This window comes from Saccharothrix sp. DSM 118769 (assembly GCF_052936295.1).
The window spans coordinates 3858171-3875538 of record NZ_CP193627.1; the positions used below are offsets into that span (position 1 = coordinate 3858171).

General features: G+C 75.8%; 19 protein-coding genes. 5 read left to right on the top strand and 14 right to left on the bottom strand.

The genetic code is table 11. From position 1 onward, the window contains the following. Positions 1-7: 7 nt before the first annotated feature. Complete coding sequence (locus ACRAKJ_RS16840) at positions 8-397, top strand: DUF202 domain-containing protein (RefSeq protein ID WP_438921775.1); 390 nt, start codon at positions 8-10, stop codon at positions 395-397. Between the two features lies 1 nt (position 398). Beyond that, entirely contained in the window at positions 399-704 is a 306-nt protein-coding gene (locus ACRAKJ_RS16845) for a DUF202 domain-containing protein (RefSeq protein WP_438921776.1), read from the top strand. 69 nt (positions 705-773) lie between these two features. On the opposite strand, the gene ACRAKJ_RS16850 is transcribed toward ACRAKJ_RS16845, so the two are convergent. The 11 genes from ACRAKJ_RS16850 to ACRAKJ_RS16900 are packed head-to-tail and all read right to left on the bottom strand — an operon-like array spanning position 774 to position 12076. After that, complete coding sequence (locus tag ACRAKJ_RS16850; RefSeq protein ID WP_438921777.1) at positions 774-1358, bottom strand: GNAT family N-acetyltransferase; 585 nt, start codon at positions 1356-1358, stop codon at positions 774-776. Beyond that, positions 1355-2773: an ATP-binding cassette domain-containing protein gene (locus ACRAKJ_RS16855; RefSeq protein WP_438921778.1), complete on the bottom strand. Its 1419-nt coding sequence runs from the start codon at positions 2771-2773 to the stop codon at positions 1355-1357. The genes ACRAKJ_RS16850 and ACRAKJ_RS16855 overlap by 4 nt, the downstream gene beginning before the upstream one ends. Beyond that, entirely contained in the window at positions 2770-3543 is a 774-nt protein-coding gene (locus tag ACRAKJ_RS16860) for an ABC transporter permease subunit (protein WP_438921779.1), read from the bottom strand. The genes ACRAKJ_RS16855 and ACRAKJ_RS16860 overlap by 4 nt, the downstream gene beginning before the upstream one ends. Further along, positions 3540-4484, bottom strand: coding sequence for an ABC transporter permease subunit (locus ACRAKJ_RS16865; RefSeq protein ID WP_438921780.1), 945 nt, complete (start codon positions 4482-4484; stop codon positions 3540-3542). The genes ACRAKJ_RS16860 and ACRAKJ_RS16865 overlap by 4 nt, the downstream gene beginning before the upstream one ends. After that, the gene (locus tag ACRAKJ_RS16870) at positions 4481-6007 is read right to left on the bottom strand and encodes an ABC transporter substrate-binding protein (protein WP_438921781.1); all 1527 of its coding nucleotides are present in this window, start codon (positions 6005-6007) and stop codon (positions 4481-4483) included. The genes ACRAKJ_RS16865 and ACRAKJ_RS16870 overlap by 4 nt, the downstream gene beginning before the upstream one ends. Further along, entirely contained in the window at positions 6004-6798 is a 795-nt protein-coding gene (locus ACRAKJ_RS16875; RefSeq protein ID WP_438921782.1) for a methyltransferase domain-containing protein, read from the bottom strand. The genes ACRAKJ_RS16870 and ACRAKJ_RS16875 overlap by 4 nt, the downstream gene beginning before the upstream one ends. Then, on the bottom strand, positions 6795-7979 hold the full coding sequence (locus ACRAKJ_RS16880; RefSeq protein WP_438921783.1) for an MFS transporter: 1185 nt from the start codon (positions 7977-7979) through the stop codon (positions 6795-6797). Before ACRAKJ_RS16880 ends, ACRAKJ_RS16875 begins: the two co-directional genes overlap by 4 nt. Further along, entirely contained in the window at positions 7976-8983 is a 1008-nt protein-coding gene (locus ACRAKJ_RS16885; protein WP_438921784.1) for an enolase C-terminal domain-like protein, read from the bottom strand. Before ACRAKJ_RS16885 ends, ACRAKJ_RS16880 begins: the two co-directional genes overlap by 4 nt. Next, a complete protein-coding gene (locus tag ACRAKJ_RS16890; protein ID WP_438921785.1) occupies positions 8980-10035 on the bottom strand; it encodes a pyridoxal-phosphate dependent enzyme in 1056 nt (351 codons plus the stop codon). Before ACRAKJ_RS16890 ends, ACRAKJ_RS16885 begins: the two co-directional genes overlap by 4 nt. After that, positions 10032-10826 carry a Rossmann-like domain-containing protein gene (locus ACRAKJ_RS16895; protein ID WP_438921786.1) on the bottom strand — a complete coding sequence of 265 codons (795 nt, stop codon included), beginning with the start codon at positions 10824-10826 and terminating at the stop codon, positions 10032-10034. Before ACRAKJ_RS16895 ends, ACRAKJ_RS16890 begins: the two co-directional genes overlap by 4 nt. Then, a complete protein-coding gene (locus ACRAKJ_RS16900; RefSeq protein WP_438921787.1) occupies positions 10823-12076 on the bottom strand; it encodes an ATP-grasp domain-containing protein in 1254 nt (417 codons plus the stop codon). Before ACRAKJ_RS16900 ends, ACRAKJ_RS16895 begins: the two co-directional genes overlap by 4 nt. A gap of 118 nt (positions 12077-12194) precedes the next feature. Between ACRAKJ_RS16900 and ACRAKJ_RS16905 the strand changes: the two genes are divergently transcribed. Beyond that, the gene (locus ACRAKJ_RS16905) at positions 12195-12404 is read left to right on the top strand and encodes a DUF2795 domain-containing protein (protein ID WP_438921788.1); all 210 of its coding nucleotides are present in this window, start codon (positions 12195-12197) and stop codon (positions 12402-12404) included. 22 nt (positions 12405-12426) lie between these two features. Continuing rightward, positions 12427-12987 carry a substrate-binding domain-containing protein gene (locus ACRAKJ_RS16910; protein ID WP_438921789.1) on the top strand — a complete coding sequence of 187 codons (561 nt, stop codon included), beginning with the start codon at positions 12427-12429 and terminating at the stop codon, positions 12985-12987. A gap of 399 nt (positions 12988-13386) precedes the next feature. On the opposite strand, the gene ACRAKJ_RS16915 is transcribed toward ACRAKJ_RS16910, so the two are convergent. Continuing rightward, positions 13387-14892: a pyridoxal-phosphate dependent enzyme gene (locus ACRAKJ_RS16915; protein WP_438921790.1), complete on the bottom strand. Its 1506-nt coding sequence runs from the start codon at positions 14890-14892 to the stop codon at positions 13387-13389. Between the two features lie 426 nt (positions 14893-15318). On the opposite strand from ACRAKJ_RS16915, the gene ACRAKJ_RS16920 reads away from it, so the two are divergent. After that, positions 15319-16455: a sialidase family protein gene (locus tag ACRAKJ_RS16920; protein WP_438921791.1), complete on the top strand. Its 1137-nt coding sequence runs from the start codon at positions 15319-15321 to the stop codon at positions 16453-16455. Positions 16456-16585: 130 nt separating this feature from the next. On the opposite strand, the gene ACRAKJ_RS16925 is transcribed toward ACRAKJ_RS16920, so the two are convergent. After that, on the bottom strand, positions 16586-16855 hold the full coding sequence (locus ACRAKJ_RS16925; protein WP_438921792.1) for a hypothetical protein: 270 nt from the start codon (positions 16853-16855) through the stop codon (positions 16586-16588). 100 nt (positions 16856-16955) lie between these two features. After that, complete coding sequence (locus tag ACRAKJ_RS16930) at positions 16956-17357, bottom strand: SdpI family protein (protein ID WP_438921793.1); 402 nt, start codon at positions 17355-17357, stop codon at positions 16956-16958. Positions 17358-17368 lie beyond the last annotated feature (11 nt).

Genomic DNA, 17368 nt, shown 5'->3' on the forward strand with positions numbered 1-17368 from the left:
CGGTCCGGTGCGACGACGTGCGGCGGACGACCACCCGGAGAGCGGGCGCTTCCCCCGGTGGGTCTACCGCGACGGCGCGGAGCCCGACCCCCGGTTCAGCCTCGCCAACGAGCGCACCTTCCTGGCCTGGGTGCGCACCTCGCTCGCGCTGATCGCGGGCGGCGTCGCGCTCGACGCCCTGTCCCTGCCGCCGCACCCGGGGCTGCGCCTGGCCGCCTCCGCGCTGCTGCTCGTGCTGGGCTTCGCGGCGGCCCTGCACGCCTGGTCCGGGTGGGCGCGCGCGGAACGCGCGATGCGCCGCGGCGACCCGCTCCCGGCACCGCTGCCCGCCGCGCCGCTGGCGCTCGGGGTCGCCGCCGTCGCGGTGCTCGTGGCCGTCGCCGTGCTGGTCGGCTGACGTGCCGCCGCAGCGCGACCCCGGCCTGCAACCGGAGCGGACGGCGCTGGCGTGGCGGCGCACCGCGCTCGCGCTGGTGGCCGGCTCGCTCGTCGCGGTGCGCCTGGTGGACCCGCCGGTGGGACCGTGGGCGGGCGGCGCGGGGCTGGTGGCGACCGGGCTGCTGTGGGCCGCCGCCGAACGGCGCGGGCGGGCCCTGTGCGGTCGCGGGACCCGACCCGGGGCGGGGCTGCTGCTCGCGACGGCCCTGCTCACGGCCGCCGTCGCGGCCCTCGGCGTGGTGCGGGTCCTGGCGCGGGCGGGGTAGCGCGCCCCGGTGCCGCCGGCCGGGACCGGCGGGTGCGCGTCCCACCGGTCCCCGGCTCACCGGACCGCCTCAGGCCCTGCCGCGCGCACCGGCGGCGCCCACCCCGGTGTCGACCAGCAGCGGCAGGGGGATCTCGAAGTGGACGGTCTCGTGGGTGCGGTCGTCGCCGTCGCGGGCGTCGTGCACCTCCACCGCCACCGACCGCCAGAACGGCTCCGCGCCGGGCACGCGGGTGTCGGTGTGCAGGTAGATCCGCTCGTAGCCCGGCGTCTCCGCGACGAACCGGGTGGCGGCGTCGACCAGCGCCCGGGCCAGGCCGTGCCGGCGGTGCTCGCCCCGCACGTACACGCGGAACAGCTGCGCGGTCGTGCCGCCGGGGTAGCGCTCCGCGAGCCACGCCGGGTGCGGTGGGCTGGCCGGGCCCTGCGCCCGCACGGCCGTGGTGCCCACGACCTCGTCGCCCGCGACGGCGACGAACAGCGCGTGCCGGGGCGTCTCCAGGTAGGTGCCGGCCAGGTCGACCACGTCGGCGTGCCACTGCGGCCGGTAGCCGTGGCCGAAATCGCGGTAGAAGGTGTCCAGCATGACGCTGCGCGCGCCGGGCAGGTCGGCGTGGGTCGCCGGCCGCACCTCGTAGCGGTGGTGTTCGGTCACTTCATCCTCTCCTCGGCTCCTTCGAGAACGGCGGCCGCCGGACCGTGCGCGACGACACGTCCCTCGTGGAGCACGACCACCCGGTCGGCGAGCCGGGCCACGACGTCGAGGTCGTGGCTGATCAGCACGAGCGCGCACGGCACGCCCGCGAGCAGGTCGAGCAGGGCGCCGCGGGTCACGGCGTCCTGCCCGGAGGTGATCTCGTCGCACACCAGCACGTCCGGTTCGGCGAGCAGCGCCCGCACGAGCGCGGCCCGCTGGAGCTCGCCGTCGGACAGGCCGCGCGGCGGGCGGGCCGCGGTCGCGGGGGACACGCCCACCCGCTCCAGCGCGGCCAGCGCGGCGGTCCGCGCGGCCTCCGGGGAGGCGCCGCGCAGCCGCACGGCGGTGCGGGCGACCTGGTCGACGACGGCGCGGTGCTCGTCGAACGAGCCCCGCGCGTCCTGGAAGACGTGCTGCACGGCGGCGAGGTCGGACCGGGACCGGCGGCGCAGGGACCGGGCCAGCGGGCGGCCGTGCAGCAGCACGTCCCCGGCGGCCGGTTCGTGCAGGCCCACCAGGCACCGGCCCAGCGTCGTCTTGCCGCTGCCCGACCGGCCGACGACGGCCAGCCGCTCCCCGACGTCGAGGTCCACGTCGTGCAGGACGGTGGTCCCGCGGTGCCGGGCGGTCAGGCCGCGCACCCGCAGCCGCGGTTCCCGGTCGGGCACCTCGGGCGGGGTGTGCGGCGCGGTGTCGAGCAGCGCCCGCGTGTACTCCTCGCGCGGGGCGGTCAACAGCTGCTCCGCCGGCCCGGCCTCCACCACGCGCCCGTCGCGCAGCACCACGATCTCGTCGGCCAGGGCGCGCACCACGGCGAGGTCGTGGGTGAGCAGCACGAGCGCGACCCCCTGGGCGACCACGCCGGCCAGCTCGTCCACGACCTCGGCGCGGGTCAGCGCGTCCTGCCCGGTGGTGGGCTCGTCGGCCACCAGCACCGCCGGGTCGCCGACCAGCGCCTGGGCCAGCACGACCCGCTGCTGCTGCCCGCCGGAGAGCTGGTGCGGGTAGCGGCGCAGCAGGTCGACCGGGACCCGGGCCCGGCGCAGCGCCGCGGTGACCAGCTCGTCGGGGTCGCCCTCGTGCAGGGCGGCGATCTCGCGGAACACCCCGCCGAGCCGGCGGACCGGGTTGAGCGCGGCCGACGGCTGCTGCGGCACGAACGCCACCCGCCCGCGCACGACCACCCGCCCCTCGACCGCCACGCCGGGGCCGTGCTCGCCGAGCAGCGCGAGCCCGGTGGTGGTCTTGCCGCTGCCCGACGCGCCGACCAGGGCCAGCACCTGCCCCGCGGCCACCGCGAAGCTCACCCCGTCGAGCAGCACCTCGTCACCGGCGCGGGCGCGCAGGTCCTCCACGTGCACGACCGGCGTCACGACGGCACCCGCCGCAGGGCGCGGTCGAACACCAGGTTCACGCCGACGGACAGGGAGACGATCAGCAGCGCGGGTACGACCACGGCCCACGGTTGGAGGAACAGGCCGCCGCGGTTGCGGTCGACCATCACCGCCCAGTCGGCCGCGTCCGGCGGCACGCCGACGCCGAGGAAGCTCGCCGACGCCACCAGGTACAGCGCGCCGGTCAGCCGGACACCCAGGTCCGCGGCCAGGGTGCGCAGCATCGACCGTCCCGTGTAGACGATCGAGGTGCGCCACCACGACTCGCCCTGCAACCGCATCGCCTCCAGCGCCGGTCGCCCGGCGATCTCCAGGGCCGCGGCGCGGGACAGCCGCGCCACGTCGGGGAAGTTGACCAGCGCGACGATGCCGACCAGCACCGCCAGGCCCTGCCCGGCGATGGCCGCCACCAGGATCAGCACGAGCAGCGACGGCACCGCCAGCAGCAGGTCCAGGGGCCGCATCAGCACCTCGTCGACCAGCCGCAGCCGGGCCGTCGCCGCGATGACGCCCCACGGCACGCCCAGCGCGTAGGACAGCGCCGTGGCCAGCAGCGCGACCAGCACGACGGTCTGCCCGCCGTCGAGGACCTGGTGCCACACGTCGCGGCCGACGAAGTCGGTGCCCAGCGGGCCGTGCGGCGTGAACGGGGCGCGCCGCGCCGTGTCGTCGGGCACGAACAGCGGTCCCAGCAGCGCCAGGGCCAGCGGGACGACCACCAGCGGGACGCCGATCCCGAAGCGCGTCACGCGGTCACCCCCGTGCGCGGGGCCAGGCGGAACGCGACCAGGTCGGCCAGCAGGTTCACCACGACCGTGGTGACCGCGAAGACCACCGCCAGGCCCTGCACGACGGGCAGGTCGCGCCCGGCCACGGCGTCCACCAGGGTGGTGCCCAGACCGGGGATGACGAACACCGCCTCCACCACGATCACCCCGCCCAGCAGCCAGTCCGTGGTGCGCGCGACCTGCTGCACGGCGGGCGCGAGGGCGTTGGGCAGGGCGTGCGCGAACCTGATCCGCCCCTCGCCGATGCCGAGCCTGCGGGCGTGCCGCACGTGCTCGGACGCGAGGGCGTCGACCATGCCCGCGCGCACCAGCCTGCTGATCGAGCAGATCGGCCGGGCCAGCAGCACGACCAGCGGCAGCACCAGCACCGCGGGCTCGGCCAGGACGTCCGCGCCGACCGCCGTGGGCGGCAGCCACCCCAGCTGCACGCCGAACACCGCGATCAGCACCACGGCCAGCGCGAACTCCGGGATCGAGTGCAGCGCCACGCTCGCCGAGGTCAGCGCCCGGTCGAGCGGGCCGCCCTCGCGCAGCGCGGCCAGCACGCCCACCAGCACCGACAGCGGCAGCAGCAGCACCAGGGTGAGCACCGCCAGCACGAGGGTGGGGCCGATGCCGTCGGCCAGGAAGTCCGCGACCGGCCGGCCGGACACCAGCGACACGCCCAGGTCCAGCCGGGGCAACCCGGCCAGCCACTGCCCGAACCGCTCCCACGCCGGCTGGTCGAGGCCCATCGCGGCGCGGATGGCCGCGATCCGCGCCGGGTCGGGGTTGTCCCCGGCCAGCGCCACGGCCGCGTCCCCGGGCAGCGCCCGGACCAGCAGGAACACGGCCGTGGCCACGGCGAGCACCTGCGCGGCGCCCAGCGCCAGTCGCCGGGCCGCGTAGCCGCCGGGGCTCATCCCAGCCACACCTTGTCGAACCGCGCCCAGTCCAGCGTGTTGGCCGGCGCGGTGGAGATCCCGCCGACGTTCGGGGCCGTGCCGACGATCCAGTCGGCGAAGCCCCACATCAGGTAGCCGCCCTCGGCGTGCAGGGCGGCCTGCATCTCCCGGTACGCCCCGTCGCGCACGGCCTCGTCCGAGGTCGACACCGCCTTCTCGTAGAGCGCGTCGAACTCCGGCCGCGCCCACTTCGTCACGTTCGTGCCCGAGCCGGTGAGCAGGCGCTGCGCGATGTGCGTCTCGATCGGCATGGCGCCGGAGCGGAAGCTCGACAGCGAGCCGTTCTTGAGCGTGTCGGACCAGTAGCTGTCCTTGTTGCCCAGGGCGACCTCGACGGTCAGCCCCGACCCCTTGACCTGGTCGGCGAACACGGTGGCGGCCTCCACCATCCCGGCCGCCGCGGTCGAGGTGTCGAGCGCGACGGTCAGGCCCTCGGCCCCCGCCCGGCGGATCAGGAACCTGGCCTTGTCGAGGTCGCGCTCGCGCTGGGGGAGGTCCGCGTAGTGCCGGTAGCCCCGGCCGAACAGGTCGTTGCCGACCTGGCCGCTGCCCGCGAGCACCGCCTCCACCAGCTGGGGGCGGTCGGCGAGCAGGAACATCGCCTCGCGCAGGTCCCGGTTGTCGAACGGCGGCCGGTCGAGCTTCATCGCGAACGCCTGCACGGCGCTGCCGGGGGAGCGGTGGATCGCCACCCGGCCGCCGTCCGCGTGGCTGCGGGCCGTGGTGGGCGTCAGGTCGTGCGCGTACTCGACCTGCCCGCCCAGCAGGGCGTTGGTGCGCGCCGACTCCTCGTTGGCGATGACGAACTCCAGCTCGTCCAGCAGCGGCGCGCCCTCCCAGTAGTCGGGGTTGCGCTTGAGCAGCGCGGACCTGCCCGGGTCGAAGGAGACGAACGAGAACGGCCCCGAACCGACCGGCTTCGTGAAGTCCTCGGCGCCCTCGGGCACGATGTACGCGCCGAACGCGGCCATCGCGTTGGGGAACTCGACGAACGGCCGGGTCAGCGCGAACTCGACGGTCCGGTCGTCCACCGCGCGGCTGTTCGGCAGGTCGACCAGCGCGAGGCTGGACCGGGCGCGGAACGCCCGCTTCGGGTCGAGGACGCGGGCGTAGCTGGCCAGCACGTCCTGCGCGCGGACCGGTCTGCCGTCGTGGAACGCGGCCTGCCGCAGGGTGATCCGCCAGCGGGTGAGGTCCGCGCTCGGCTCCCACCTCTCGGCCAGGCGCGGGCGCGGGGCCACGTCGTCGCCCAGGTCGGCCAGCTTGTCGAACAGCGCCTTGGACCGCGCGGCCTCGACGAACAGGTTCGCCAGGTGCGGGTCGAGCACCTCCTTGGCGCCGCCGCCGGCGAACGCGGCGCGCAGCCTGCCGCCGGTGCGCGGCGCGGACGACGGGGTGGTGCTCCCGGTGGAGCACCCGGCCAGGGCGGCGACCGAGAGGCCGGCGGAGAGGCCGAGGAAACGACGGCGGTCGAGGGTCACGAGGGTTCCTTCCGGTGGTGGGGGCGCAGGCGGGCCACGACGTGCAGCCGGTCCCCGGACAGGGCCCCGCCCAGCTCCGCGTCGGCGGTCCACGGGTCGTCGGTGCGGGGGCCGGGACCGTCGAACAGGGCGAGCACGTCGAACCCGGCCAGGTCGAGCAGGTGCCGCAGCTCCTGCGGGAACAGCAGCCGCCAGGCCGAGTGCTGCACGAGCGGTTCGGCGCGACCGGGCCACACCCACTCGCGGCGGCGGCGCAGCAGCTGGGCGGCGTGGTCGATCCACAGCGCGGTGGTGGAGGTGTAGGCGGTGCCGCGCCAGGTGACCGTGCGGGTGCGCGGGCCGTCGAGCAGCTCGGTGCTGCCGAGGAAGAACGCGCCGTTGCGCATCTCGGCGATCAGCAACCCGCCGGGCACGAGGTGCTCGCGGCAGCGGGCGAGGAACGCGTCGAGGTCGGCGTTGGAGTGGCAGTACAGCAGGGCGCTGTCCAGGCAGGTGACGACGTCGAACCGCCTGCCCAGCGCGAAGGTCCGCATGTCGCCCGGGACGACGTCGACCTCCGGGTGGTGCCGCCGCACGTGCTCGACCATCCGCACCGAACTGTCCACACCGGACGCCCGGTAGCCGTTGCGGGCCAGCCACCCGGCGTCGCGCCCGGTGCCGCAGCCGACGTCGAGCAGGTCGCGCCCGCCGCCGAACCGCGTCACCAGGTCGTGCAGGAAGCGGGCGGCGACGTGGTCGGGGTCGGGGAACTGGTGCTCGTACAGCTCGGGGTTGTCGGTGAGCAGGTTCACCGGACCACCTCCCGGTTTCGCGGGGACAGGGCGCCGCGCCGGTGCAGCGCGGCGACGGCCGCCGCGCCGCCGAGGCCGATCGCGGCGCAGAGCAGGGCCGCGGGGCCGTCGCCGAACCCGCTCACCCACCCGACCAGGGCGTTGCCGAGCGCGGCGGCGACGCCCGAGGCCAGGTAGAACACGCCGAAGTACGTGCCCGCCAGCGTCGGCGACCCGAACTCCGGGATCAGGTCGTAGACGAACGGTTGCGCGAGCACCACGCCGAGCGCCAGCAGCAGGGCCGTCACCAGCAGCGGGACGATGCCGGACCACAGGGCGGGCACGACGAACCCCGCGCCCGCCACCGCCAGGCCGACCGCGATGACCGGCCCGCGCGCCCGGCCGGCGAGCCCCCGCGTCACCCGGACCTGGAACAGCAGCGTGGTCAGGGTGGAGACGACGAACAGCGCGGTGACCGACGCCGCCGACCCGGTGGCCCGCTGCGCCTGCACGGGCAGCAGCAGGTAGAGCTGGTTCTGGAGGGCGAACAGGCTGCTCAACGCGCAGGTGAACGCCAGGAAGCGCCGGTCGGACAGGCACTCGCGCCAGTCGCCGAGCACCGACCCGCCGCTGCGGGCGGCCGGTCGGGAGGGCAGCGCGAACGCCTGGGCGACGGTCAGCGCGGCGAAGATCCCGGCCGCGACCACGGCGGCGACCCGGAAGTCCCACAGCAGCAGCACGCCGCCGAGCACCGGCCCGGCCAGCGCGCCCGCCTGACCCCAGGCGTTGAACCGGGCGAACGCCTCGGCGCGCGCGTCCCCGGCCTCCACCGCCACGTAGGCCCGCACCGCCGGGTTGAACAGCGCGCCGGCCAGCCCGCTCAGCGCGGACGCGACCAGCACCACGGTGAGCGAGTCGCCCAGCGCGAACAGCCCGAAGCCCACCGCGCGCAGGCCGCAGCCGGCCAGGATCACGGCGCGCGGGCCGAGCCGGTCGGACGCGGTGCCGCCCAGCAGGAACAGGCCCTGCTGGCTCAGCGTCCGCACGCCCAGCACGACGCCGACGACGGCCGCCGACAGGCCCAGGCCGCCCAGGTGCGCGGCGAGGAACGGGATCAGCAGGTAGAAGCCGGTGTTCACGGCGAACTGGTTGACCAGCAGCAGCCGCACCGGGCGGGAGAGCGCCGTCGCCCCGCCGGTCACCGCGGCACCACGCCCAGGCCGGGCGCGCCGGACAGCCGCAGCACGCCGTCCTCGCCGCCGATGCCCGCCCACGGGTCCGCCGCGAGCAGCAGGTGCCCGTCCAGGTCGACCCACCGGGCGTGCCCGGTCAGGTGGACGGCGGGCGCGATGCCCAGCGAGCTGGCGACCAGGCAACCCAGCATCACGTCCAGCCCGGCCTCGCGGGCCGCCGCCACGACCTCCAGCGCCGCGGTGATCCCGCCGCACTTGGCGAGCTTGACGTTCACCCCGTCCACCACGCCCGCCAGCGCCCGCACGTCGGCCACCGACGCGGCGTCCTCGTCGGCGACCAACGGGGCGGGGCACCGGGCGCGCACCCACGCCAGGCCGTCCGGGTTCCCGGGCGCGATGGGCTGCTCCACGGCGTCGAGCGCCACGCCCGCGACGCGGTCGACGAACCGCACCGCCTCCTCCGGCGTCCACACGCCGTTGGGGTCGAGGACCACCCGCACCCCGGTGGCGCCCACCGCCGTCACCGCGGCCGCGTCGCGCTCGACGTCCCCGCCGACCTTGACCTTGAGCACCGTGAACCCGCGCCGCGCCAGGGCGGCGGCCCGCTCGCCCGCGTCGGCGGGCGTGGTGATGCCGATGGTGTGCGCCGTCACCACGTCCGTCCACACCGGACTCCCGACCAGCGCGTGCACCGGCACGCCGGCGCGCAGGGCGACCAGGTCGTGCAGCGCGGCGTCGACCGCCGCCCGCACGCCCGCCGGCAGGTCCGCCAGGAGCCCGAACGCGCCCTCCGGTTCGTCGACCGCCGCCAGCACCGGGCGCAGGCCCTCCAGCAGCTCCGCGATCACCGGCACGTCGAGCCCGTAGTAGGCGCTGGTCACCACCTCGCCGTGACCGCGCAGCCCGTCGCACCCGAGCACGACCCGCACGGCGTCGCGGCGGGCCATCACCGAGCGCGAGATGCGCAGCGGCGTGCGCAGCTCCAGGCCCCGCACCTCCCAGTCGAGCCTCATGCGGGCACCGCCGGCCGGGGGCTGACGACCGACCGGCAGCGCGCCCACCCGGTGACCTCGGCGTACTCGGCGTGGCCGATCTCCACCGGGCGGTCGGCGGCCGGGCCGAGCAGGTCGCGGCTCAGGCAGAAGTCGTCGTCGAAGATCGTGCCGAGGTAGCGGTGCGGGCCGTCGGGGAAGATCGTGGCCACCACCGCGCCGGGCTCGACCCGGGCCGCCCACGCGGCGACCAGCGACACCGCGCCGGTGCTCCACCCGCCGGTGACGAACGCGTCGCGGGCCAGCCTGCGGCAGGCGTCCACCACCTCGCGCGGTCCCAGCCAGTGCACCTCGTCGAACTCGGCGTGGGCGACGTTGCGCGGGTGGATGCTGCTGCCCAGCCCGCGCATGACCCGGGGCCGGGCGGGCTGGCCGAAGATCGTCGACCCCACCGAGTCCACGCCCACCAGCCGCACGTGCGGCCAGTGCCGGCGCAGCGCGGTGACCACGCCGGCGCTGTGGCCGCCGGTGCCGACGCTGCACACCAGCACGTCGACCGGGTCGAGCTGCTCCACCATCTCCCGAGCCAGGTCCGCGTACCCGAGCGGGTTGTCCGGGTTGTTGTACTGGTCGGGCCAGTAGGAGCCGGGGATCGAGGCCAGCACCTCCTGGAGCCGGTCGAGCCTGGCCCGCTGCCAGCCGCCGGTGGGGTGCGGCCGGTCGACCACCTCCAGCCGCGCGCCGTGCGCCCGCAGCAGGGCCCGCATGCTCGGCTCCAGCTCGCTGTCCACGACGAGCACCACGGGGTGGCCTAACGCCTGGCCCGCGAAGGCCAGGCCGAGACCGAGCGTGCCGCTGGTGGACTCCACGACCACCGCGCCGGCGTGCAGCTCGCCCCGGCCGCGCGCGGCCTGGAGCATGGACACGGCCGGTCGCGCCTTCATGCCGCCGGCGCTCAGGCACTCGACCTTGGCCCAGAAGCCGCCGTGCCGGTGGGGGAGCGGGGTGTCCACCCGGACGACCGGGGTCCGGCCCAGCAGCTCCAGCAGGTGCCGGTTCGCGCGCGCGGTCACGAGGGGCGCTCCTCGTGCAGGTGGATCGTCGTCGGGCCGCCGTCCAGCCAGAAGAACGGGTACGGCTCGGCGGACACCGCCTGCACGCCCGACCCGATGAACCACGGCAGGACCGCGCTCGCGGTCTGCGCGAACAGCACCACCGGCTTGCCCGCCGCGCCCGCCCGCGCCAGCAGCGGTTCGAACGTGCCGTTGCCGACCGTCATGCCCGACGCCAGCACGGAGTCGCACTCGTCGAGCGCCGTCACCGCGTCCTCGGCGACCGGCTCGCCCCACTCGGTGCTGCCGCCCTTCAGGTCGCACGGCACGTAGGACGCGCCGCGCTCGCGCAGGTGGTGCAGCAGCGAGTTCACCACGCCGACCACCAGCACCCGGTCGCCGGGCGCGGGGGCCAGCAGGTCCACCACGGCGGCGGCCCGCGCCATCGACTTCTCCAGCGACGACCCCGGGCCGACGGTGACGGCCCTCGCGGCGGTCAGCGCGTGCGGGCGGACGTGCATGAGGTAGGCGTCCAGCGCGGCCGTGCGGACGGCCGGCTCCGGGTGGTCGAGCAGCTCGGCGACCGGCGCGCCGACGCAGTCGTGCACCACGTCGTCGGCCACGTCCTCGACCGCGCAGGAGCCGACCGCGTCCTCGACGCGCAGGCTGACCACGGTGTTGCGGTAGGCCCGGCCGCGACCGGCGTGCCGCGCGCCCTGCCGCGTGGTGAACGCGACGCTCGCGGTGAGCGTCGTCGGGTCGGGTCCCAGGTCGCCGGCGCGCACCAGGCCGACCAGCTCGTCGAGCGTCACGCGGCCCCCTCGGCGTCGGCGTAGCGCACCGCGAGGCCGCCGACGAGCCGCTCGGCCCGCGCCCGCGCGCCGGGTCCGGTCGGGTCGGTCACCACGACGTGCCCCAGGTAGCCGTTGTTGCTGGTCGGGTCGCCCGCCTGGTGACCGGCCGCCTTCACGGACCACTCCACGACGTCCGGCGCGGCCAGCGCCTCGGTGCCGTCGACGCCCGCGAGCCGTCCCCGTCGCGGCGGCAGCAGGAACGAGATCGCCGCGCTGCGCACCCCGGTGTCCACCGCGCGCAGGTCCGGCCGCTCGCCGGCGGCCAGCTGCGCGTGCGCGGCGGGCAGGTCGACGCCGGTGGTGCGGCGGACCAGCTCGGTGATCCGGTTGCCCGCCGGGCGCGGGTTGACCTCGATGAGCTTCGGCCCGTCCGGGGTCAGCTTGACCTCGGTGTGCGCGACGCCGCGGTCGAGCCCCAGCGCGGCGATCGCGGCCACCGCGACGGCCTCGGCCCCGGCGGTGGGCAGGTCGGCGGGGAACATGTGCCCGCTCTCCACGAACCACGGCTCGCCGGCGACGCTCTTGTCGGTGACGCCCACGACGTGCGTGACGCCGTCCACCGTCACCGTCTCCACGCTCACCTCGGGACCGGTGAGCAGCTCCTCCAGCAGCACGGTCCGCACGCGGGGCTGGTTGCGGGCGTTGACCGGGAACGCCTCCAGCGCCGCGAACGCCTCGCGCAGCTCCGACTCGTCGGTCACCTTGCGCACGTGCATCCCGGCGCACAGGTCGACCGGCTTGACCACCAGCGGGTAGCCCAGCTCGGCGGCGGCCCCGGCGGTCTGCGGCCAGTCCTCGGCGAGGGCGAAGCGGGGACCCGGCACGCCCGCGTCGCGCAGGGCCGTGCGGGTGAGGTCCTTGCGGTTCGCGCGTTCGACGGCCAGCGGGTCGGGGCCGGGCAGGCCCAGGTGGCGCGCGACCCGGGCGACGGTCGGCAGGTAGTAGTCGCAGGACGAGACGACGCCGTCGAACCGGAGCGCGTGGTGCAGGCGCTCGACGTGGTCGAGCAGCGCGGGCACGTCGTTGGTCTCGGCGGTCAGCACGTTGTCGGCGGCGAGCAGCGGGTGCGGGTGGCCGGGCGCGGCGCGCAGGTAGTGGTGCAGGTCGCGGGTGAGGAACGTGAAGCGGTGCCCGGTCTCGTTGATCGCCCTGGGCAGCAGGGCGCTCATCGCACCGACCCAGCTCTCGATCATCAGCAGGTGAGCCACGCGTACTCCTCGTCCGGTGGAAGGCATGTCGGCACATGATAATCATTACCAGGTTTGTCGAGTTTCCGGGACCGCGACCTGGGTAACCGCAGGGACGTCACCTGCGGAAAGAGGAGAGATGAGCGAGACCACCACTGTTGACAGGCTGCGCACGGCGCTCGGCGACGTGAGCTACCCGGCGACCCAGGAGCAGTTGGCGGACCACGCGTCGCGCAACAACGCGGACGAGGACACGCTGCACGCGGTGCGCTCCCTGCCCGGCGGCGCGTACGGGTCCTTCGACGAGGTGGTGGCCTCCGCCGCCCTGGACGAGCGCCGGGACGCCTGACCCGCGGACCACCGACGACCCGGTGTCACCGCGCCCCGGGCGCGGCGTGTCCACGGCCGACGTCGCCCGCCTCGCCGGGGTGTCCGCGCAGACCGCGTCCCGCGTCCCCAACGGCCGCGCGAGCGTCGTCGGCACCACCGGGCAGCAGGTGCTGGACGCCGTGCGGCAGCCGGGCTACCGGCCCAACAGCGCGGCCCGCGCGCTGGAGCACGGCGAGTTCCGCACCATCGGCGTCATCCTGTTCACGCTGTCCACCCAGGACGGCGTGCTCGACGCGTTCACCCGACCCGGCGAGCCGGCCGTCGACCCGGCGTGCACGGCGGTGTTCACGGCGAACGACCAGATGGCGCTCGGGCTGCTGCGCGCGTTCCACGAGCGCGGCCGGACGGTGCCCGGCGACGTGAGCCTCGTCGGGTTCGACGACATCCCGGACTCGGCGTCGTTCATCCCGCCCCTGACCACCGTGCACCAGGACTTCACCGAGGTGGGCGGCGCCGCGTGGAGCAGGTGCTGCGGCAGGTGCGGGAGCAGCACGCGGAGCCGGGGACGAGCCTGGTGCCCACGCGCCTGGTCGTGCGCGTGAGCACGGCCGCCCCGCCCGCGCGGGCGTGACCGGCCCGCCGGCCGCACGGCCCGTGGGTCGAACGACCCCTTCCGCGGCACCCCGTTCGCCCGCGCGCTGTGCGCGCGAGGGCGCGGTGATCGGCCGGCGCGGTGCGGCGCACGTGGGCGTTCCGGGTGGTCGGCGGTGTCGCGCTCGTCGCCTCCGGCGCCGTGTCGGCGCTGCTGGTGCCCCGGTGGCGCGCCCGGGAGTCAGCTCGGCGCGGAGCGTGGTGGACCGGCGGGCGGCCGTCGATTGCGACCCGGCCGCCCTCCTGCCGGAGGTGGAGCGGCCGAGCGAGCGCGGCGGCGATCAGCACCGCGATCTCCCTCGGGAGGCCGCGGACGCCGGGCGCGGTGTGCTCAGGCAGGGCGGGGCGCCTCATCCCGTGGTGGTCCGGGTGGCGAGCACGTCGGCCACCGTCGCGGCGTCGGGGTGGGCGTCGAGCTCGGCCAGGGGCAGCACCGCGACGACGATCCCGTCGTGGGCGACGACCAGGGCGTCCTGGTCGGCGGTGAAGCGCCGCCGGGCCGCGGCCACGGGCTCGTGGGCGCCCGCGCTGGGCAGGGACGGCCCGACGTGGTCGGCGACCCGGTCCCGCGCGGGCGCGTCGCGCAGCGCGGCGGGGGACAGCGACCCGATCACCTCGGCGACCTTCGCCGGCCCCCCGGCATCCGCGGCGCGCACGACCACGGGCACCGCGTGCGCCGGGGCGGTGGTGCGGGCGTGGGCGATCGTGACCGAGTGGGCGACGACGGGCGCGGGGGAGGGGGTGTCGGGCACGGGGGTCGGGTCGGTGGCGAAACCGCGGCCGGCGACCCAGTCCTCGTCGAAGTACTTGCTGAGGTAGGAGCGGCCGGAGTCGGGCACGACGGCGACGACGAGCCCGTCGGGTCCCAGCTCGTGCGCGAGCTCCACCGCGGCGGCGACGGCGAGCCCGCCCGACGCGCCGACCAGGAGGCCCTCCTCGGTCGCGAGCCGGCGGGTGGCGGTGATCGAGGCCCGGTCGGGGACGCGGCGCACCTCGTGGGCCACCGAGGGGTCGTAGGAGGCGGGCCACACGTCGACGTCGGTGTCGGGGTGGACGAAGTGGCCGACCGCCTCCACCAGGTACGGGCGGCCCCGGCCGCCGCCGTAGGCGGAGTCGACCGGGTCCGCGCCCACGACCCGCACCCGGTCCCCGGAGACCTCCCGCAGGTAGCGCCCGGCGCCGGTCAGCGTGCCGCCGGTGCCGATGCCGGAGACGAGGTGGGTGATCCGGCCGCGGGTCTGCGCCCAGATCTCCGGGCCCGTGGTGGTGTAGTGGGCGTCGGGGTTGGCCGGGTTGTCGTACTGGCCCGCGTACCACCCGCCGGGTACCTCCCCGGCCAGGCGGACGGCGATGGAGCGCACGTGCCGGGGGTGGCCGACGGGCAGCATCCCGTCCGTGACCACGACCTCGGCCCCGTAGGCGCGCAGGACCGCCAGCTTCTCCCGGCTGGAGCGGTCGGGCACCACCACGACGACGCGGTAGCCGCGCGCGGCGCCGATCATCGCCAGCGCGATGCCGGTGTTGCCGGAGGTGCCCTCCACGATCACCCCGCCCGGGCGCAGCGCGCCGGAGACCTCCGCGGCGTCGACCATGGCCAGGGCCGCGCGGTCCTTCGAGCTGCCCGCCGGGTTCGCGGTCTCCAGCTTGGCGTACACCGCCGCCGCCGCGCCGTCGGTGACCCGGCGCAGCCGCACCAGCGGCGTCCGGCCGATCAGCCCGGTGACGTCGCCCGCGACGTGCCCACCCCGCTCGTCCGTGCGCTGCTCGTCGGTGCGCTGCTCGTCCGTGCGCTGCTCGTCACTGCGCTGCTCGGCGGCGCGCTGCCCGCCGGCGATGTCGTACCGGTCCTCGGACATGTGCCCGACCCCACTTCCGCTCGTTCAGACGACGGTGGTCCCGGCGTCGGCCGCCCGTCCCGCCGCCACCAGTTCCCGCAACCGTGCCACCTCCGCGCGGCTGCGGCGCTTGACGTCCGCCATGTGGTCGAGGGCGGGCAGCCCGGCGCCGGCACCCGGTAGTCGACGAGGTCGTGGGTGACGCGGCTGTCGTAGTGGCCGTCGTGCTCGACGGCGACGTCGGTCATCAGCCACCTGGATGCCGGTCGTGGCCTGTCCTCCGGCACCCGCAGACGGGCACCGGGCCGACGGGCACCGGGAGACCTCACCGTCCGTCATCGGGAACGGGGCCGTGTCCGCCGAACCGGTGAGACTCGCGGGAACGCTTCCCCCGGTGACGTGGCATCACCATCATCGCCATGAGGGGGAATCGACGAGGGGGGTCGCGTGTTCGGCACACGAACGGTGAAGCACGGACGGGTACCGGTGGTGCTCGCGCTCACGGCCGCGGTGGTGGTGGTCGCGGCGGGCACCGCCGCTCCGCCGGCCCGGGCGACGGTCGACATGGTCGCCTCGATCACCCAGGAGGAGGGCGAGTACGAGGCCCGCTTCCCGGACGTGGTGAAGCTGGACGACGGCAGGCTGATGGCCGTCTGGCACCGGGCCACCGCGCACGCCGGGGCGGTCGGCACGATCCAGCTGTCCTTCGGCAGCGCGAACGGCCGCACGTGGAGCGCCCCGGCGCCGGCGCTGGCCGACCCGGGCACGATGGCGGGCCTCGACACGCGCGACCCGAAGCTCGGCAGGATGAACGACGGCAGCGTCGTGCTCACGTTCTTCGTCCCGGGCGGTCGGGTGTTCTACTCGGTGTGGAAGCCGGGGTGGACGCGCTTCACCGACCCGGTCCAGCTGACCTCGCCGGACATCACCACCGGCATCTACAGCCACGGCGGCGCGCTGGCGCTGGCGGACAGCGGCACGCAGGTGAACCAGGTCCTGATCCCCGTCTACACGATCGGGACCGGGGGCGGCGCGCACTTCATCCGGGCCACCTGGCGGGCCACGCTCGACCCGCGGCTACTGGTGTCCGGCTCGCACAGGATCATCGCCAACGACAACCCGCCGGGCCGCACCTACACCGAGCCGAGCTTCGTGCAGTTCGGCAGCACCGTCGTCGCGGTCGTCCGGTCGGAGCAGGACGGCGACGGCTCACCGGCCATCGTCGCCCGGTGGAACCCCTACACCGCCACGCCCGCCTTCACCTACCAGAGCTTCACCGGCGTCCTGGCCAACTCCCACCACCTGCTCAGGACGGCGAGCGGCAAGGTGCTGTTCACCTACGGCGACAAGGCGCAGACCACCCGGCCCACGGTCGGCATGATGATCGACAACCCCACGTCCACGTGGGTGCGGAACACCGTCGTGCCGCTCTACAACTCCGGTTCGGGGGACCAGGCCAACCCGTCGAGCGTCGAGATCTCGCCGGGCACGTTCATCACGCTCGGCTACAACGCCAAACCGAAGTCCTCCTCGCCCACCGGCGGCACGCTGTGGGTCGTCGAGAGCCACGCCGCCGACTACTGACGCGCGGACGTGCGGCACGGACGGGTCTTCCCGGTCGGCCGGCGGTTCGTCGCGCCCCACGCCCGCCGCCGGAAGACCCGCCCCTGCTCCGGGCCGTGCCCGCCGTCACCGACGGCACGACCCGCGACGCCTAGAACCGGAACGGGTCGGTGACCGCGTCGGTCGCCTCGGTGAAGGAACCCGAGGCGTCGGAGACGGTGCCGGACACGTCGGCGACGGTGCCCGTCGCGTCGCCCACGAAGCCGGTCGCGTCGGCGCCGAAGTCCTGGGCGGCACCCGTGAAGCCCTCGGACGCCTGCGTGGCGGCGTCGGTCGCGGACTGGGTGGCGCCCTCGGCCGCACCCGTGGCGCCCGACACGAACTCGTTGGCCTTCTCGAAGATAGCGTCGAACAGACCCATGGTGTGCACCTCTCGTCGGGAACCTGACAAATCCGACAGTACCCGTGTGGCGACCGCGGTGGGGCGGCAGCACGGATAATCCACAGTGGATGGTGACGGGTCAGCGCGCCGGCAGGTCGCGGTGGCCGCGCGCCGCGCCGAGGGCGAGGAGCGCGCCGGCGATCGGGTGGGGGACCAGCAGGGCGGCGAGGAAGGCCGCCTCCGACCGCGTCGTCGCCGCCATCGCCACCAGCCCCGCGACCACCACCGCGAACGCGGCGCGGACGAACGGCGCGGCCCGGTGGTGCACGTGCTCCCAGGCGGCGTCGCTGTCGCGCGCCGGGCCCGTGCGCAGGCCGAAGAAGGCGTTGCGGGGCAGTCGTCGCCTCGCCCCGAGCCGGGCCAGCAGGAAGAAGCACACGGCCACCAGCGCCTGGCAGGTGAACAGCACGACCAGGACCCAGGTCGGCACGCCCACCTCCTGCTCCGGGGCGAGGGCGAACGGGGTTCCGGGTCGCGTCATGATCGGCACCA

What these genes read in the sequence shown, in the direction of transcription:
- ACRAKJ_RS16865 (WP_438921780.1), bottom strand. Translation starts at nt 4,484, where the DNA reads ATGAGCCCCGGCGGCTACGCGGCCCGGCGACTGGCGCTGGGCGCCGCG.
- ACRAKJ_RS16915 (WP_438921790.1), bottom strand. Translation starts at nt 14,892, where the DNA reads ATGTCCGAGGACCGGTACGACATCGCCGGCGGGCAGCGCGCCGCCGAG.
- ACRAKJ_RS16905 (WP_438921788.1), top strand. Translation starts at nt 12,195, where the DNA reads ATGAGCGAGACCACCACTGTTGACAGGCTGCGCACGGCGCTCGGCGAC.
- ACRAKJ_RS16885 (WP_438921784.1), bottom strand. Translation starts at nt 8,983, where the DNA reads ATGAGGCTCGACTGGGAGGTGCGGGGCCTGGAGCTGCGCACGCCGCTG.
- ACRAKJ_RS16930 (WP_438921793.1), bottom strand. Translation starts at nt 17,357, where the DNA reads ATGACGCGACCCGGAACCCCGTTCGCCCTCGCCCCGGAGCAGGAGGTG.
- ACRAKJ_RS16925 (WP_438921792.1), bottom strand. Translation starts at nt 16,855, where the DNA reads ATGGGTCTGTTCGACGCTATCTTCGAGAAGGCCAACGAGTTCGTGTCG.